Here is a 17,990-nt window from a genome sequence, read left to right on the forward strand (position 1 = left end):
CGCGGGATCATGGCCGTCTGCGCTTGAGGCCCGGCCCTTTCCATGGCAGGCAAGAAGACGGGCCGCAAGCCCCTCCGACTCTCAAGACACCGCGACTCCTGAAATGTTGCGCGCAGCCTCCGGCGATCCGGCCCGCGCGCGACGCCCGACAGGGGCAAGCCAGACAGGTTTCAACGATGCAGCCGATCCATGCGCCCTTCCCCGCCACCCGCCTGCGCCGCCTGCGCAAAAGCCCGGCCCTGCGCGCGCTGACGCAGGAGAACCTGCTGAGCGCGGGCAATCTGATCTGGCCGGTGTTCATCCGCGAGGGCGAAGGGATCGAAGAGCCGGTCGCCTCGCTGCCCGGGGTGAACCGGCTGTCCCTCGACCGGCTGCTCGGGCGCGCGGAAGAGGCGCTGGCGCTCGGCATTCCGGCGATCTGCCTGTTTCCCTACACCGACCAGTCCTTGCGCACCGAGGGCTGCGAAGAGGCCTGGAGCCCCGACAACCTGACCAACCGCGCGATCCGGGCGCTCAAGCGCGAACTGCCGGAGCTGGCGGTGATGACCGATATCGCGCTCGACCCCTATAACGCCAACGGGCATGACGGTTTCGTGCGCGAGGGCGTGATCGTGAACGACGAGACGGTGGCGGCGCTGGTGAAGATGGCGCTGGCCCAGGCCGAGGCGGGGGCGGATATCCTCGGGCCGTCCGACATGATGGACGGCAGGATCGGCGCGATCCGCCAGGCGCTGGAGGCCGCGGGACACAAGGATGTGGCGATCATGTCCTATGCCGCGAAATACGCCAGCGCCTTCTACGGCCCGTTCCGCGATGCGGTGGGCGCCAGCGCGCGGCTGACGGGCGACAAGAAGACCTATCAGATGAACCCGGCGAACAGCGACGAGGCCCTGCGGCTGGTCGCGCGCGACCTGTCCGAGGGCGCGGATATGGTGATGGTGAAGCCGGGGATGCCCTATCTCGACATCTGCCGCCGGGTGAAGGACGCCTTCGGGGCGCCGACCTTCGCCTATCAGGTCTCGGGCGAATATGCGATGATCCGGGCCGCGGCGCTGAACGGCTGGATCGACGGCGAAAAGGCGATGGCCGAGAGCCTGATGGCTTTCCGCCGCGCGGGCTGCGACGGGATCCTCACCTATTTCGCGCCGGAAATGGCCCGGCTGCTGAGGGCGTGACGCGTGCGCCCCGCGCGCGAAACCCCGCCGATCACCGGGGCCTGTCTGAGAAACACATGACAAAGCCTTCGGATCACGCTAGATTTTGCGTCAATGGGGCCGCAGAGCCCCGGATGCAGGCAAAAAGGGCAGTATCATGAACAGGATCTCACGACGCACGTTGCTGGCCGGGGCCGGTTCCGCGGCGTTTCTGACCGCGGCCTGCGGCAATGGCGTGGGCTCGAACGGCGCGGCGCAGATCGACGCCAGGGTCGATGCCACGCAGAACTATCTTTTCGGCCATTATCCCGGCACCCGGGATCTGGCCTCGCGGGCAAGCGGCGTGCTCTACATGCCGCTGATGACCGAGGCGGGCCTCGTCTGGGGCGGCGCCTTCGGCCGCGGCGCGCTCAGGATCCAGGGCGCCACGGTGGATTATTATTCCGCCACCAAGGCCAGCGTGGGCTTGCAGATCGGCGCGCAGCAATATGCCCATGCGCTGTTCTTCATGACCCCGGCCGCGCTGGAGGAATTCCGCCGCTCGACCGGCTGGGCGGCGGCGGCCGATCTGCGCTATGCCACCCCCGAGGAAGGCGCCACCATCGGCAAGGCCACCACCGAGATGGAGCCGGTGATCGCGCTGGTCTTCGGCCAGCAGGGGCTGATCGCCGGGGCGACGCTGGCGGGGGTGAAATACACAAGGATCATCCCCTGACCACCAGGGCTCCGAAATCTTCGAAGATTTCGGGCCGATTTCTTCAAAGGAACCGGAGTCAGCGCGGCAGGCGGCGGATCAGGCTTGAGGTGTCGTTCCGCCCCCCGCCCATGTTCTGCACATCCTTGTAGAACTGATCGACCAGCGCCGTGACCGGCAGGCTGGCGCCGATCTGGTCGGCGGTCTCCAGACAGATCTTCAGATCCTTGCGCATCCAGTCCACCGCGAAGCCGAAATCGAACCTGTCGGCCAGCATGGTCTTATGGCGGTTGACCATCTGCCAGCTTCCCGCCGCGCCCTGCGAGATCACCTCGACCACCGCCTCGCCGTCGAGCCCCGCCCGGCTGCCGAAGGCCAAAGCCTCGGACAGCCCCTGCATCAGCCCGGCGATGCAGATCTGGTTCATCATCTTGGCAAGCTGCCCCGCGCCGCTGTCGCCGATCCGGCGGCAGATCCTTGCATAGGCGGCGATGACCGGCTCGGCCCGGGCGTAATCGGCTTCCGTCCCGCCGCACATCACCGAGAGCACGCCGTTCTCGGCCCCCGCCTGGCCGCCCGAGACCGGCGCGTCGATGAATCCCCGGCCGCTTTGCGCCAGCACCTCCGCCAGTTCGCGCGTCACCTGGGCCGAGACCGTGGTGTGATCGACGAAAACCGCGCCCTTTGCCAGGCCCGCAAAGGCCCCCTCCGCCCCGAGGCAGACCTCGCGCAGATCGTCATCGTTGCCGACGCAGGCCATGACGAATTCCGCGCCTTCCGCCGCCGCGCGCGCCGATTCCGCCACCCGGCCGGAAAACCGGGCCGCCCAGGCCCCGGCCCGCGCGGGCGAGCGGTTCCACACCGTCACCTCATGGCCCTTCGCCGCCAGATGGCCCGCCATCGGAAAGCCCATCACCCCGAGCCCCAGAAACGCCACCTTTGCCATGCCCTGCTCCTTGCGCCGTGAATTGCCCTTCGGTCCGGGATGGACTAGGACCTGTTTCGATTGCGGACGTCAAGAACAGGCCCCTGATGCTCACCCTCTTTCGCTGGATGCTGCGTCTTCTGACCGGGGCGCTGGTGCTCGCGGGCGTGGCCCTCGTCATCGGCTACTGGTTCCTGTCGCGCTCGCTGGTCGATTATAACGAGGACTTCACGCTTGCGGGCATCACCGCCCCGGTCGAGGTGGTCAGGAACAACGACAGCGTGCCGCATATCTTCGGCCGGAACGACCGCGACACCTGGTTCGCGCTCGGGTTTGTCCATGCCCAGGACCGGCTCTGGCAGATGACCATGCTGCGCCGCACCGCGCAGGGGCGGCTCTCGGAGATCTTCGGCCCGCGCACGCTGGCGGTGGACGAACTGGCGCGGCGGCTCGATCTTTACGGGCTGGCGCTGGAATCGGTGAAGGTGCAGGACGCGCAGACGCTGGCCGCGCTGGAAGCCTATTCCGCGGGGGTGAACGCCTGGATCGAACAGGTGAACTCGGGCGCGCGCGGGCGCGGTGCGCCGGAATTCTGGCTGTTCGAGCCGGAGATTTCTGCCTGGGCCCCGGCGGATTCCATTGCGGTGATGAAGCTGATGGCGCTGCAACTGACCGGCCAGGCCCAGAACGAGGTCCTGCGTGCGCGGCTCTCGCTGGCGCTGCCGCCCGAGCGGCTGGCCGATATCCTGCCCGAGGATCCGGGCAAGGGCATCACCTCGCCCAGCTACGCCAGCCTGATCCCCGGCGCGCTGCCCGAGGGTGAGCCGGTCGATTTCGCCCTTGGTCCCTTCTCGCCGCTGCTTGACCCCGCGCTTGCGGGCGCCTCGAACGCCTGGGCGGCGGTGCCGGGGCGCTCGGCTGCTGGCGGCGCGCTGCTCGCGAACGATCCGCATCTGGGCTTCACCGCGCCGACGATCTGGTATCTCGCGCGGCTGGAGCTGGAATCCGGCGGCGTGATCGGCGGCACCATTCCGGGGATTCCGGCGATCCTTGTCGGGCGCTCGGAGCAGATGGGATGGGGGCTGACCACGGCCTATCTCGACGACCAGGACATCGTGATCGAGAAGCTGAACCCGGAAAACCCCGAGGAATATCTGCTGCCGGGCGGCGGTTACGAGAAATTCACCACCCGCCAGACCGTGGTGATGGTCAAAGGCGGCGAGCCGCTGACCCTGACGCTCCGCTGGTCGCGAAACGGCCCGGTGCTGTCGGGGCGGCAATACGATCTGCAATCCATCACCCCGGCAGGCCATGTCGCGGCTTTGTCCTGGACCGCGCTTTCCGCGGCAGACACTTCGATGACCGCGGCGATCCGGGTGATGACATCAGGATCCGTCGCCGAGGCGATCGAGGCCGGGCGGCTGCATGTGGCGCCGGCGCAGAACCTGATGCTGGCCGGCCCCGACGGCATCGCTTTGCAACTGATCGGCGCCATGCCCGCGCGCGACCCGGAGCACCCCGGCCAGGGCCGCATCCCCGCCCCCGGCTGGCTGGATGCGACCGGCTTCAAGGGCATCTTCCCCTATGAGGACAACCCGCGTTTCGTGAACCCCGAAGAGGGCATCCTCGGCAATACCAACAACAAGACGGTGGACCGGCCCTTCCCGCATCACGTCAGCTTCACCTGGGGCGATACGCAGCGCATCCAGGCCTGGCTCGCACTGATCCGCACCCGCGAGGTCCATACCCGCGAGAGCTTCATGGAGGCGCAGCTCGATACGGTAAACCCGACCGCGCGCCTCTTGCTGCCGCTGATCGGCGCCGATCTGTGGTTCACCGGCGAGGCCGCGCCCGAGGGCACGCCCGGGCATTTCCGCCAGCGCGCGCTGGATCTGCTGGCGAAATGGAACGGCGAGATGAGCGAGCATCTGCCCGAGCCGCTGATCGCCGAGGCCTGGCTGCGCGCTTTGATGGACCGGCTGATCCAGGACGAGCTTGGGCCGCTGGCCACGAATTTCAGCCGCCCCGATCCGGTGTTCATCGAACGGGTTTACCGAGATGTCGGCGGCGCCGCGAAATGGTGCGACGTGGTGCAGTCGGCCCCGGTCGAGACCTGCACCGACATGGCGCGGATGGCGCTGGACGAGGCGCTGATCCGGCTGGCCGAGACCTATGGGCCGAATATGGAAAGCTGGCGGTGGGGCGATGCGCATCAGGCCACGCATGACCATCCGGTGCTGGGCGAGGTTCCGCTTCTGAAATGGTTCGTCAACATCCGCCAGTCGACCAGCGGCGGCGACGATACGCTGATGCGGGGCCGCACGAAGGGCTCGGGGCCGAATCCCTTCCTCAACGTCCATGGCGCGGGTTATCGCGGGGTCTATGATTTCGCCGACCCCGACAGTTCGATCTTCATCACCGCGACCGGCCAGTCGGGCCATCCGCTCTCGCGCCATTACGACGATCTGGGCGAATTGTGGCGGCGCGGCGAATATATCCCGATGAGCCTCGATCCCGATCTGGCCCATGCGGCCGCAGCGGGGGTGATGATGCTGACGCCGCTTGCGGGCGGGGCGGAGTGACGCCTCCGGCGGGGGTATTTGGGTCAGGATGAAAGGCGCAAGGCTCAGTTTGGTTCGCGGTCAGTCGCGATCCACAGGATGCCGGCGCCGACGGCGATAGCGGCGGGCGTGACGCCAGGCTGCCAGTAAAGCTCCATCAGCCCGTCGCCGAAGCCCCGGGTATGGTCGAAATGCGGTTTGAACAGGCCCGGGAGCCAGCAGGCGGCGAAGGTGAGACAGGCCAGCCCGCGCCCGACGCGCGCGGCCAGCCCGGTCGCCAGCGCCCGCGGCAGGGCCGCCAGCGCGCATTGCAGGAACAGCGCGCGCGCGCCCCAGGTCGCGCTCAGGCCGGGCGTCGCGGCAGAGTCCCGCCCGCGCGGATGAAATATCCGCGCCAACCGCCCGCAAGGAACATAAATGCCCGCCGGTGTCGAGCCCGAAGCCGGGCGCTGCGGTCCTGAGCGCCTGCCTCAGCCCCGCAGCGCGTGCCATTGCTTTTCCTGGCGTTCCGTCCACAGCACGTCCAGATCCCAGCCGTCCTCGGTCTGGCTTTCCGCGGTGACGATGCCCTGCTCATGCGCCCAGGCCCGTTTGCGGCCCTCGGCGAAGCCGAGCGTCAGCCGGGCCGCGCTTTTTTCCGGGGCGAGCGCGGCGGAGACCGCCAGCAGCAATTCCTCCACCCCCTCGCCGGTCAGGGCCGAGACCGCGAAGACCCCGGGCCGGGTCCCGGCCTGGGTCAGCAGCCCCTCGCGCGCCGAGGGTTCCACCAGGTCGAGCTTGTTCCAGACCTCGAATTTCGGCGTGACGCGGTTCACGCCGAGGCCGGAGAGGATGTCCTCGACATCGGCCGCCTGTTCCGCGGTCTCGGGATGCGAGATATCGCGCACATGCAGGATCAGATCGGCCGACAGCACCTCTTCGAGCGTGGCGCGAAAGGCGGCGACCAGCTGCGTCGGCAGGTCCGAGATGAAGCCCACGGTGTCCGACAGGATCACCTTGCGCCCCGCGCCTTGCGCCGCAGGCAGCACCACGCCGCGCATGGTCGGGTCGAGCGTGGCGAAGAGCATGTCCTTCGCCAGCACTTCGGCCCCGGTCACCCGGTTGAACAGGGTGGATTTTCCGGCATTGGTATAGCCGACCAAAGCCACCACCGGGAACGGGATGCGGGCGCGGGCGGCGCGGTGCAGCTCGCGCGTTCTGACCACCTTTTCAAGCTGGCGGCGCAGGCGGATCGCCTGTTCGTCGATGGCGCGGCGGTCGTTTTCCTTCTGCGTCTCACCCGGGCCGCCGACGAAGCCGAAACCGCCGCGCTGACGCTCCAGGTGGGTCCAGGCCCGCACGAGGCGGGTGCGCTGGTAGTTCAGCGCGGCGAGTTCCACCTGCAACACCCCCTCGCGGGTGCGGGCGCGGTCGGCGAAGATCTCCAGGATCAGGCTGGTGCGGTCGAGGAGTTTCACCTTCCACTCGCGTTCCAGATTGCGCTGCTGCACTGGCGTGACCGGGCCGTCGACCAGCACGAGGCCGATGTTCTCTGCCCTGATCCGCACGCCCAGCTCTTCGATCCGGCCGGCGCCGAACAGCATGCCGGGATGGAGCCGGGGCACCCGCACCACCTCGGACCAGATCACGTCGAGTTCGGGCAAAGCCCCGGCGAGGCTGACCGCCTCGGCCAGACCGTGTTCGGGCAGGCGGCGGCCGGGCCGGCTGCGGATGTCTGGATGCAGCACGATGGCGCGCATCTTCTGCGCGGCGGTGGCATGCGCGGCTCCGCGCTGCGCCCGGCGATCCAGGGGCAGCGGGATCAGATCGTCTTCGTCGTCGTCAGGGGCGTTTATCAGTCTTCGCCTTCATAGAGGTTGATCGGCGCACCAGGCATGATGGTCGAGATCGCGTGTTTATAGACCAGCTGCGACTGGCCATCCCGGCGCAGAAGCACGCAGAAATTGTCGAACCAGGTGATCACACCCTGGAGTTTGACCCCGTTGATCAGGAAGATCGTCACCGGAACCTTCGCCTTGCGGACGTGGTTCAGGAAGGCGTCCTGGAGGTTCTGTTTGTCGCCAGCCATTGTTTTGTTTTGCCTTGCGCTTGCCGCTTCGCCGCGGTCTTTGAGAGGATCGGCCAAAGGCCGCAGGCCCCCGGCAGGCTTCGCCCGCCGTGACGGATGGATAATAGGGCGGATACGGGCAGTTTCCAGATGAGAAATAGCGAAACCCCGGCGCAGGGTTTCCGGCCCCCGACCTGGTGTTGCGTAAATGCCCGCTATCGGCGCCAGTTGGCGGGAACCAGCAGCGCGATCAGGGCCAGGGTCTCCAGCCGGCCCAGCACCATCGCCAGCCCCAGAATCAGCTTCGCCCCTGCGCCGAGCGGCGCCCAGGCCACCGGCACATCGCCCGCCACCGCCGCCAGCGGGCCGGTGGTGGTCAGGGCCGAGATGCACAGCACCAGCGCCTCGGTGAAACCGATCCCCGTCAGCGTCAGCGCCGCGGTGACCAGCGCCACCGACAGCGCGAAGAGCATGAAGAAGATCCAGGCATACCAGGCCCCCTCGCCCGCCAGCCGCCGCGCCGCCGCGCCGCTGCCCACCGAACTGGGGTGGACGATCTTCTCCAGCTCGCGCCGGCCCTGGAGCAGCAGCGCCCAGACCCTGAGCAGCGTCACGCCCCCCGCCGTGGTCGCCACGCCGCCGCCGGTGATCGCAAGCCCCATCAGCAACAGCCCGGGCGAGCCCATCCCCGCCCAGTCCCGGGCCGAGATCCACCACTGGCTCTCATAGCCGGTGGTGGTCAGGAACGAGGCGGCAGTGAACAGGGACCCCCAGAAGGCGCGGGCCAGACCGGCAAGGCTCTCGCCCTCGCCCGTCGCCGCATCCGCCGCCAGATGGCGCAGCAGCAGAACCACCACCACCAGCGCGATCAGCGCAAGGCCGAGGCGGATCTCGGGATCGTCGCGCAGCCGGCCCTGGCGCTGCCCCGGCAACGGCAGCGGCATCAGGCGGCGGCTGAGCGCCAGCAGCATGAAGCCGCAGAGCAGCGCCTCGCCCGCAAGACCCGAGCCCGCGACCGCCCCGCCCCCGGTCATCGCCACGCCGCTGGTCGACAATGTGCCCATGGCATGGGTCAGCGCGACCAGCCCGTCCTCGTTCGCGACCAGAAGCCCCAGCCAGAGCGCGAAGGTCAGCCCGGCATAGACCGGCCAGATGGCGCCCGCGCAACGCGCCAGCCGCTCGCGCGGATCGCCCGTCCCGCCGCCCGCGCGGCCCTGGGCGGTGTTGTGGCCCGGCAGGCTGCCCGAGATCACCTCGCTGCCGCCAAGGTTCAGCGGCGCCAGTACCGCATAGGCCGCGAGCAGCACGAAGAACCCGCCCAGCCAGCCCGCCATCGCCCGCCACAGATGGACCGCGGGCGGCAGGCGCGCGGGATCGTAAAGCGTGGCGCCGGTGGTGGTGAAGGCCGAGACCATCTCGAACCACAGATCCATCCCGCCGCTGTCGCGCAGGATCCAGGTCAGCGGCAACGCGAAGGCCAGCGGCAAGAGCGCATAGGCCCCCGCCAGCGCGGCAAGCTGGCTGTGCGCCGTCTGGCGGCGGGGCTGCGCGCGGGTGACGATGGCCAGCATCGCGGTCAGCACCATCAGCAGCAGCCCCGAATAGAAGAAGGCCTGGGCAGTGTGGGGATCGCGCGTCATGGCCGCATGCGCGGCGGGCACCAGCGCCATCAGCGCCACCACGCCGAGCGCCAGCACCAGCAGCGGCAGGTCGCGCATCCAGGCCATGATCCCGGTTCGCCCGCGCATCAGAAGAAGTCGATCGAGACCTGGAACAGGCGCTCGACCTCGGGGATGTCTTTGGTCAGCGCGAAGATCGCCACCACGTCGCCCGGCTCGATCCGCATCGCGGGTTCGGGTTTCAGCACCCGGTCGCCCTTCATCACGCCGCCGACCAGCACGCCCTCGGGGAAGGCGATCTCGCGGATCAGCCGGCCGGAGATCGGCGAGGTCGACAGAACCTGGGCCTCGATCATCTCGGCCTCGCCGTCGCCGATGGAATAGACCGCACGCACGCGGCCATGGCGGATGTGGCGCAGGATCGAACTGACGGTGGTGGCGCGCGGGTTGATATAGGCGTCGATGTCGAGGGGCGCCATCAAAGGCGCCAGCGTCGGATCGTTCACCAGCGCGATCGTCAGCGGACAGCCCGCCTGTTTGGCGCGCACCGCGACCAGCAGATTGGTCTTGTCGTCATCGGTGACCGCCAGCACCGCATCGGCGCGGCCGACCCCGGCCTCGGCCAGCAGATCCATGTTCATCCCGTCGCCATTCAGCACGATGGTGCGCGACAACGCATCGGCCGCGGTCTCGGCGGTGGCGCGGTCCTTCTCGATCATCCGCACCCTGACCCGCCCGGAGCGCGCCTCCAGCACCCGGGCGACCGTCAGCCCGACATTGCCGCCGCCGATAATGACCACGCGCTCCTGCTTGTGGCTCTTCTTGCCGAAGATCTCCAGGCTGCGCGGCACGTCTCCGGCATGGGTGAAGAGATAGATCTGATCCTCTTCCAGAAGCTGGTCGTTCGGATCGGGCGCGAACAGCCGCCCCTCGCGCCGCACGCCGACCACGATGGCGCGGAGCGTGGGGAACAGATCGTTGAGCTGGCGCAAAGGGGTGTTCAACACCGGACATTCCGCGCTGAGTTGCAGCCCCAGAAGCTGGGCCCGGCCCTGCATGAAGACTTCGGTGTCAAAGGTCTCGGGCGCGGCGAGCCGTTGCAGCGCCGCCTCGGCCACCTCCAGCTCGGGGCTGATGATGACGTCGATCGCCAGCCGGTCGGTGTTGTAAAGGTCGGAATAGCCGGTCTCCAGATAGCTCTGGGCGCGGATGCGGGCGATGCGGCGGGTGACGTTGAAGGCGGCCTGGGCGATCTGACAGGTGACCATGTTCACCTCGTCGGAATGGGTGGCGGCGATCACCATATCGGCATCGCGCGCGCCCGCTTTCTCCAGCACGTCCGGGTGGCTGGCGAAGCCGACCACACCCTGGACGTCCAGCGTCTCGGTGGCGCGGCGCACCAGTTCGGCATTGATGTCGACGATGGTGACATCGTTCTTCTCGCCCGCCAGCTGGCGGGCGATCTGCCAGCCGACCTGGCCCGCACCGCAGATGATGACCTTCATCGCAAAACTCCCGAGGTGGCGATCACTGACCGGCCGCCGGGGGCGCTTCGCCCCCCGGACCCCCAGAGGATATTTTCAGACAGAAAATAGGGGAGCGCAGCTTATGCTCATTTTCTGTCTCTAAATATCCCACGGGGGTCCGGGGGTGTGAAACCCCCGGCGCTCTCAACTGGCGATCAGGCCTCGCTTTCTTCCGTCTCATCCTCGAAATGCGCGCCGCGGGCGCCGGATTTGGAGCTTGTCACCACGCCGAGGCTTTTCAGTTTGCGGTGCAGCGCCGAGCGTTCCATTCCGACGAAATTCGCGGTGCGGCTGATGTTGCCGCCGAAGCGGTTGATCTGGGTCAGCAGATATTCGCGCTCGAAGAGTTCCCGCGCCTCGCGCAGCGGCAGCGTCGCCACCGCACCGCCCAGCACCATGCTTTCCGCTCCCGAGGGCGCGCCTTCGGCGCCGGGCAGTTCCCGCGCCTCGATGGCGCCGCCGTTCTCGCCGAGGATCAGCACCCGCTCGATCATGTTCCTGAGCTGGCGGACATTGCCGGGCCAGGGCATGGTCTGAAGCATGGCCTCGGCATCGGACGAGATATTGCGCGCGGGCAGGCCCTGGCTGCGATGGAAGTAATCGACGAAATGGCGCGCGAGTTCGGGAATGTCGTCGCGGCGTTCCGACAAGGGCGGCACCGGGATCGGTACCACATTGAGCCGGTCGTAGAGTTCCTGGCGGAAGCGCCCGGTGCGGATCTCGGCCGGCAGATCGCGCGAGGTCGAGGAGATCACCCGCAGATCGACGCGCACCTTGTCGGTGCCGCCCGCGCGGGTGAACTGCTGCTCGGTCAGCACGCGCAGGATCTTGGACTGGGTGCCGGTGGGCATGTCGCCCACCTCGTCGAAATAGACCACGCCGCCATGGGCCTGTTCCAGCAGGCCCGGCTCGACCCCGCGCTCGGGCGTTTCGCGGCCGAAGAGCACCTCCTCCATTCGCTCGGGCTCGATCGTGGCCGACGAGACCGAGACGAAGGGCGCCGCGGCGCGGTTTGAATTGGCATGGATATAGCGCGCCGCCAGTTCCTTGCCCGATCCCGGCTGGCCGGTCAGCATCACCCGACCGTTGGACTTCGTGACCTTTTCCAGCTGTGATTTCAGCGCCTTGAAGGCCGGGCTTGACCCGATCATCTCGGAGGAGGCCACATCGCGGCGCCTGAGTTCGTGGTTCTCGCGGCGCAGGCGCGAGGTCTCCATCGCGCGGGCCACCACCAGGGTCAGCTGGTCGATGTTGAAGGGCTTCTCGATGAAATCGTAAGCGCCCTGTTTGATCGCCGCCACCGCGATCTCGATATTGCCATGGCCCGAGATGATGATCACCGGCACGTCGGGGTTGTCGCGTTTGACGGTCCTGAGAATGTCGATCCCATCCATCCGGCTGTCTTTCAGCCAGATGTCGAGGATCATCAGAGCGGGCGGTTCCGCGTTGATTTCGTTGATACATTCGTCGGAATTACCGGCGAGGCGCACGCTATAGCCTTCGTCCTTCAGGATATCGCCGATCAGTTCACGAATATCCTTTTCGTCGTCGACGATCAGAATGCTCATCTCAGCCTCCATGCCCGGAAGGGCTTGTGTTCGGCGCCCCGGCGGGGGCGGCATTGGCCTGGCCCTGAGGGCCAAGATTGCGTCCCATGCGGCGCCGCGCGAGCCGCGGCAGCCGGATCTCGGCCAGCGCGCCGGGATGGGAATTTCCGTCGAACACCGGCGCGTCGTGCAAAGACAGCGTGCCGCCGTGTTCCTCGATGATCTTCTTGACGATGGGCAGCCCGAGGCCGGTTCCCTTGGCGCGGGTGGTCACATAGGGCTCGAACAGGCGCGCGCGGTCCTCGGGCAGGCCGGTGCCGTTGTCGGCGATGCGGATCACGCTGTCGTTCCCGTCGCTGTCCATGGTGATGCGGATCTCGGGCTCATAGCCTGCGGGCGCACCGTTTTCCATAAGGGTTTCCGTGGCTTCTCCGGCGTTCTTGATCAGATTGGTGAGCGCCTGGCTGATCATCGTCGCATCCAGATCCATCAGCAGCGGCCCGGGCGGTATTTCGGCGCTGAAACGCACCCCGGGCTGGCCTGCGCGTTGCAGCGTGACCGCATCGCGCAGGACCGCGACCAGATCGGTTTCGCGCCGGTCCGGCTCGGGCATGCGGGCGAATTTGGAGAACTCGTCGACGATGCGGCGCAGATCGTTGGTCTGGCGGACGATCACATCGGTCAGGCTTTCCAGCTCGTCCACATCCTGCACCTGTTTGCGGAACTTGCGCTTCACCCGCTCGGCCGAGAGCGCGATCGGGGTCAGCGGGTTCTTGATCTCATGCGCGATGCGGCGCGCCACGTCGCCCCAGGCCGCCATCCGCTGCGCGGTGACCAGATCGGTCACATCGTCGAAGGCGACGACATAGCCCTCCAGCCCCTCGCCGCTGCGCCGTTCCGACAGGCGCACCAGCAGGCTCTCGATCTGGCCGCGGCGCGTCAGGCGGATCTCTTCCTGCGCCATCGGGCCGGGCTCTTCCCGAAGGCGCCGGAACAGATCGGCGAATTCGGGAACCAGATCCTCCAGCGGCTGCCCGGCGCTTTCGCCGGCCAGATCGAGCACCCGCACCGCCGCGCGGTTGACGAAATCGACCCGCCCCCCGGGGTCGAGACCGATCACCCCGGCGGTGACGTTCGACAGCACCGAATCGAACAGCCGGCGGCGCTCCTCGGTCTCGGCGTGGCTGGCGACCAGCGCCACCCGCTGGCCCTTGAGCTGCCGGGTCATGCGGTTGAAGATCCGCCCCAGCATGGCGATTTCGTCGTCGCCCTGTTCCTCGGGCACCTGGACATCCAGATCGCCGTCGCCCACGCGCTGCGCCGCGCCCGTCAGCCGCCCCACCGGACGCGCGAGCCGCTCGGCGAACCACAGCCCCAGCCAGATCGCGGCGAGGATCAGGATCAGCGCGAAGCCCAGATAGATCAGCCCGAAGTTGAGCAGCAGCTTGCCGCGCTCGGATTCGAGCTGGTTGTAGATCCGCACCGTCTCGGTGGTCTCATCCAGCAAGGACAGCAGCCGCCCGTCCACCTCGCGGCTGACATAGAGATAGCGGTCGGCATAGGCCGGCAGCCAGATCAGCGCGCGGAATTCGTTGCTCTGCCAGTCGGGGATCAGCACCACCTCGCCCTGCCGCGCCAGCGCCAGATCGTCGGGGGAAACCGCCTCGAAGCCGAACAGATAGGACCGCTCGCCCCGGGTTTTCAACTGGCCGGTGCCGTCGATCAGATAGGCCTCTTTCAGCCCGCGCTGGATCGCCTCCTGGCCTTTGGCCAGCAGCGGGCGAAGCTGGTCGTCGCGCAAAAAGACGCTTTGTTCGCGCGCGGCGTTCAGGAAACCGGCCAGCGCCAGCGAATCCTGGGAGAGGCTGGCGCGCTGTTCGCCCTCATAGGCCTGGGCGGCGGACAGCGAGGAGCCGACCACCGAACGCACCCGTTCCGAAAACCAGCCCTCAAGCCCGAGATTGACCGAGAGCACCGCGAAAACCGCGACAAGAATCGTCGGCACCAGCGCCATGCCGGCGAAGACCCCGGTCAGCCGCATATGCAGCTGCGATCCGGCCGAGCGGCGGCGGCGTTCCGCCAGCATCCGCATGATCCTGGCCAGCACCAGCGCCGCGATCAGCAGCACATAGACCAGATCCGCCAGCAGGATCAGCCGCAGAGCCGGAGAGCCGGTGGATTGATTCAGTGGCCCGAGCAGCAGGAAGGTCGCCACCACCAGCACCGGCCCGAGAAAGACGAGGCCAAGCGTCACCGCGGTCTGAATCCGCCGCTGGCGGCGCAAACGCGACATTCTGGCCCAGACATCCCGGCTTAGCGCCCGACCCGTTGCTGACATAACCCTTCAACATCTTGTGGGCAGAGCCGGATGCGACCGGGTTGCCACGCTTGATGTTGCGGTTTTACATCAGTTTGCGGCGCCGTGTCACGCGAATATCCAGGTCGGTGATCTTCTTGCGCAAAGTATTGCGATTGATCCCGAGAAGATCGGCGCATCTGGCCTGGTTTCCGGCGGTGGCGTCCAGCGCGATCTCGATCAGCGGCATTTCCACCTCGCGCAGGATGCGCTGCCAGACGCCGGGCGGCGGCAACTGGCCGCCATGCAAATCGAAATAGCGTTGCAGATGGCGCGCGACGGTGGCCGAGAGTTTCTCGCCCTCACCGGCGCCGCGCGAGGGTTCCGCCACCGGCAGCTGGCCCAGAACGGCGGCCACCTCGGCGCGGCTGATCTCGGGATCGGCCGAGGTCACCATCAGCCGGCGGATGGCGTTTTCAAGCTGGCGCACGTTGCCCGGCCAGGCATGGCTGCGGATCATCTCGCGCGCATCGGGCGCAAGCTGGCGCGGGGTGCCCGACTCGCGCTCGGCCCGGGCGATGAAATGCTCGGCCAGGAGCGGAATGTCCTCGACCCGCTCGCGCAGGGCGGGCACATGCAGGATGACGCCGCCCAGACGGTAGTAAAGATCCTGCCGGAAGCGGCCCGTCTCCATCCGCGCGGTCAGATCGGCCTGGCTCGTCGCCATGATCCGGGGCGCCTTGCCCGACATCGCCTCGGCCTGGATCAGATCGAGCAGCCGCACCACCCGGGCCTGGGCATCCTCGTCGTAATCGCCGATCTCGTCGAAGACCAGCGAGCCGCCGCGCGCCCGCGCCAAGAGCGAGGACGGCCCCTCGACCCCTTGCAGATCCCCGGCCTGAGCCAGGGTGAAGGGCAGATTGCGCCGGTCGGAGAAGTCGTGGATCGCGCGGGCGAGCAGGCTTTTGCCGGTGCCCGATTCCCCGGTGATCAGCACGGGGATATCGGTGTTCATCACCCGCGCCACCAGCCGGTACAGCGCCTGCATCGAGGGGGTGCGTCCGACCAGCGGCAGCTCTCCGGTCTCGCGCGTGGCGGGGGCGGCGGGCGCGGCGCGGCGCTTCTGTTCCAGCGCGCGCGCCGAGCGTTTCATCAGATCGGGCAGGTCGAAGGGTTTCGGCAGATAGTCGAAAGCCTCAGCCTCGGCGGCCTGGATCGCGGTCATGATCGTGTTCTGCGCCGAGATCACGATCACCGGCAGGCCCGGCCGCAGCCGGCCGATCCGCGGCAGCGCGTCCAGCCCGTTGCCGTCGGGCATGATCACATCCGAGATCACCAGGTCGCCCTTGCCCTCTTCGACCCACCGCATCAGCGTCATCAGGCTTGATGTCGCATGGACCTTGCAGCCCGCCCGGGTCAGCGCCTGGGTCAGAACCGTGCGGATCGTGCGATCGTCGTCCGCGACCAGAACCGTGCCATCCATGATCTACCCTTTCTTCTGTTCCTTCGGCGCCAGCGGCAGCGAGAGCCGGAACACCGTGCGTCCCGGCACCGAATCGACCGAGATCCAGCCCTCGTGGTCGGCGACGATTTTCGAGACCAGCGCGAGGCCGAGCCCGGTGCCGTTCTCGCGCCCAGAGACGAAGGGATCGAACACTTCGGCGGCGATGTCGGGCGGCAGGCCCGGCCCGTCGTCCTGGATCTCGATGTTCAGCGGCAGCGCGGCCTGGCTGCCATCCTTGCGGCGCATCCGCAGGCTGAGGTCGTAGAAGCTGCGCAGCCGGATGGTGCCGCCTTTGGGGCCCGCCGCCTCGGCCGCGTTGCGGATCAGGTTGAGAAACACCTGCATCAGCTGATCCGGGTCGGCGTAAGTCGGCGGCAGCGAGGGGTCGTAATCCTCCAGGATCTGCATATGCGAGGCGAAACCGACGAGGCCCGAGCGCCGCGCGCGGTCCAGCGCGTCGTGGACATTGACCGCGCGCCGCTCGGGCGGGCGCAGATTGCCGAACTGCTCGACCTGTTCCAGCAGCTTCACGATCCGCCGGGTTTCCTCGACGATCAGATCGGTCATCTCGCGGTCTTCCGCCGTCAGCGTCATCGACAGAAGCTGCGCCGCGCCGGAAATCCCGGCGAGCGGGTTCTTGATCTCATGCGCCAGCATCTCGGCCATGCCGATCGCCGATTTCGCCGCGGTCTTGGATGCCCCTGCCCGGCCCAGCCGGTCGGCGATCTCGCGGGGGCTGAGCAGCATCAGGATGGTGCCCGGATTGTCGTGCATCGGCGCCAGATGGATCTCGCATTGCACCGGCGCGCGCTCTCCGCTGGTCACATCGGCGTCGTTGATCTTCATCGGCGCCTGGTTGGCGCGGGCGCGGGCAAAAGCCTCTTCCATCGGGGCGTCGATGGCCAGGCGGTCCAGCACCGGCTGGCCATGCAGCGACCTGGCCGAGGCGTTCAGGAAGGCTTCGGCCTGGGGATTGGCCTCCTGGATGCAGCCGTCCGGCCCGATCAGCAGCGCCGGCAGCGGCAGCGAGGCCCAGATCACCCCCGGCACCGGATAAGGCGCGCGCCAGCGGCTCATGCGGCTTCCTCCGCTTCCGCGAACGCGCGCAGGATCAGGCGTTTGACCTGTTCCGGCTCGGTCGCGGTCAGCACCGCCTCACGCGCATGATCGAGGCCCGCGGCCTCCAGATACCAGCCGAGGTGCTTCCTCGCACAGCGCAGCCCCAGTTCGCGGCCGTAGAAGCCGAGCATCTCGTCGTAATGCGCAACGATCATCTCGCCCCGCGCGCGCCCCTCGGGGATCACCGGCGCGGGCGTGCCGTAAAGTTCATGCGCGATCTCGGCCAGCCGCCAGGGCCGCCCCTGCGCGCCCCGCCCCACCATCACCCCGTCGGCGCCGCTCTGGTCCAGCGCCGCGCGGGCGCTGGCCGCGTCCTGGATGTCGCCATTCGCGATCACCGGGATCGTCACCGCCTCTTTCACCGCCCGGATCGCGCGCCAGTCGGCGCTTCCCTTGTAGAACTGGCAGCGGGTGCGGCCATGGATCACCACCATCCGAACCCCCGCCCCCTCGGCGCGGCGCGCGAGGTCGGGCGCGTTCAGATTGCTCTCGTCCCAGCCGAGCCGGGTCTTCAGCGTGACCGGCACCTGCACCGCGCCGACCACCGCCCCGATCAGCCGCAAAGCCAGATCCGGGTCTTTCAGGAGCGCCGAGCCGCAGAGCCCCGTCGTCACCCGTTTCGACGGGCAGCCCATGTTGATGTCGATGATCTGCGCGCCCTGGCCCTCGCACCATTTCGCCGCCTCGGCCATCAGCGCGGGGTCGCGCCCGGCAAGCTGAACGCTGGTCGCGACCTCGCCGAAGCCAAGCTCGGCCCGGGCCCGCGCCTCGGGCCGCGCGCGCAGCACCTCGTCCGAGGCCACCATTTCCGAGACGACAAGCCCCGCGCCGAAGGATCCGACCAGCCGGCGGTTCGGCAGATCGGTGATTCCGGCCAGCGGCGCCAGCAGAACCGGGGGCGAGAGCCGGAAAGGTCCGAGGTTCAGGTCCAATGGCGTTTCCTTGAGCATGTGAAAGGCGTAACCGCCGCCCCTGCCCGCCCGAAAGCGGTTCAGAGG

14 protein-coding genes are annotated in these 17,990 nt (G+C 68.0%); 3 read left to right on the top strand and 11 right to left on the bottom strand.

The features are described from left to right. Positions 1 to 176 precede the first annotated feature (176 nt). Positions 177 to 1,175, top strand: a complete 999-nt coding sequence (gene hemB / locus XINFAN_RS16365; protein WP_124087940.1) for a porphobilinogen synthase — start codon at positions 177 to 179, stop codon at positions 1,173 to 1,175. A 136-nt stretch (positions 1,176 to 1,311) separates the two neighbouring features. Beyond that, on the top strand, positions 1,312 to 1,869 hold the full coding sequence (locus XINFAN_RS16370) for a lipid-binding SYLF domain-containing protein (protein WP_124087941.1): 558 nt from the start codon (positions 1,312 to 1,314) through the stop codon (positions 1,867 to 1,869). 58 nt (positions 1,870 to 1,927) lie between these two features. Here the strand turns inward: XINFAN_RS16370 and XINFAN_RS16375 are convergent, their stop codons facing one another. Continuing rightward, positions 1,928 to 2,794, bottom strand: a complete 867-nt coding sequence (locus tag XINFAN_RS16375) for an NAD(P)-dependent oxidoreductase (RefSeq protein WP_124087942.1) — start codon at positions 2,792 to 2,794, stop codon at positions 1,928 to 1,930. An 86-nt stretch (positions 2,795 to 2,880) separates the two neighbouring features. On the opposite strand from XINFAN_RS16375, the gene XINFAN_RS16380 reads away from it, so the two are divergent. After that, entirely contained in the window at positions 2,881 to 5,355 is a 2,475-nt protein-coding gene (locus XINFAN_RS16380) for a penicillin acylase family protein (RefSeq protein WP_124087943.1), read from the top strand. 44 nt (positions 5,356 to 5,399) lie between these two features. Here XINFAN_RS16380 and XINFAN_RS16385 read toward each other — a convergent pair whose 3' ends face one another. The 10 genes from XINFAN_RS16385 to dusB all read right to left on the bottom strand — a co-directional run bounded on the left by XINFAN_RS16385 (position 5,400) and on the right by dusB (position 17,924). Further along, positions 5,400 to 5,732, bottom strand: coding sequence for a hypothetical protein (locus XINFAN_RS16385; protein WP_124087944.1), 333 nt, complete (start codon positions 5,730 to 5,732; stop codon positions 5,400 to 5,402). A gap of 72 nt (positions 5,733 to 5,804) precedes the next feature. After that, positions 5,805 to 7,073, bottom strand: coding sequence for a GTPase HflX (gene hflX / locus XINFAN_RS16390; protein WP_124087945.1), 1,269 nt, complete (start codon positions 7,071 to 7,073; stop codon positions 5,805 to 5,807). 95 nt (positions 7,074 to 7,168) lie between these two features. Next, positions 7,169 to 7,402: an RNA chaperone Hfq gene (hfq, locus tag XINFAN_RS16395; protein ID WP_023664101.1), complete on the bottom strand. Its 234-nt coding sequence runs from the start codon at positions 7,400 to 7,402 to the stop codon at positions 7,169 to 7,171. Between the two features lie 194 nt (positions 7,403 to 7,596). Next, positions 7,597 to 9,129 carry a potassium transporter TrkG gene (locus tag XINFAN_RS16400; RefSeq protein ID WP_233352260.1) on the bottom strand — a complete coding sequence of 511 codons (1,533 nt, stop codon included), beginning with the start codon at positions 9,127 to 9,129 and terminating at the stop codon, positions 7,597 to 7,599. Continuing rightward, entirely contained in the window at positions 9,129 to 10,505 is a 1,377-nt protein-coding gene (gene trkA, locus XINFAN_RS16405) for a Trk system potassium transporter TrkA (protein WP_124087946.1), read from the bottom strand. Before trkA ends, XINFAN_RS16400 begins: the two co-directional genes overlap by 1 nt. A gap of 176 nt (positions 10,506 to 10,681) precedes the next feature. After that, the gene (gene ntrX / locus XINFAN_RS16410; protein WP_124087947.1) at positions 10,682 to 12,094 is read right to left on the bottom strand and encodes a nitrogen assimilation response regulator NtrX; all 1,413 of its coding nucleotides are present in this window, start codon (positions 12,092 to 12,094) and stop codon (positions 10,682 to 10,684) included. A 1-nt stretch (position 12,095) separates the two neighbouring features. Then, positions 12,096 to 14,366: a sensor histidine kinase NtrY-like gene (locus tag XINFAN_RS16415; RefSeq protein ID WP_233352262.1), complete on the bottom strand. Its 2,271-nt coding sequence runs from the start codon at positions 14,364 to 14,366 to the stop codon at positions 12,096 to 12,098. A gap of 109 nt (positions 14,367 to 14,475) precedes the next feature. Then, complete coding sequence (locus tag XINFAN_RS16420) at positions 14,476 to 15,852, bottom strand: response regulator (RefSeq protein ID WP_124087949.1); 1,377 nt, start codon at positions 15,850 to 15,852, stop codon at positions 14,476 to 14,478. 3 nt (positions 15,853 to 15,855) lie between these two features. Then, complete coding sequence (locus XINFAN_RS16425; RefSeq protein WP_124087950.1) at positions 15,856 to 16,950, bottom strand: two-component system sensor histidine kinase NtrB; 1,095 nt, start codon at positions 16,948 to 16,950, stop codon at positions 15,856 to 15,858. Next, positions 16,947 to 17,924 carry a tRNA dihydrouridine synthase DusB gene (gene dusB / locus XINFAN_RS16430; RefSeq protein WP_233352264.1) on the bottom strand — a complete coding sequence of 326 codons (978 nt, stop codon included), beginning with the start codon at positions 17,922 to 17,924 and terminating at the stop codon, positions 16,947 to 16,949. Before dusB ends, XINFAN_RS16425 begins: the two co-directional genes overlap by 4 nt. Positions 17,925 to 17,990 lie beyond the last annotated feature (66 nt).

Origin of the sequence: Pseudogemmobacter humi (genome assembly GCF_900609055.1) — a bacterium.
Classification (GTDB): Bacteria; Pseudomonadota; Alphaproteobacteria; order Rhodobacterales; family Rhodobacteraceae; genus Pseudogemmobacter; species Pseudogemmobacter humi.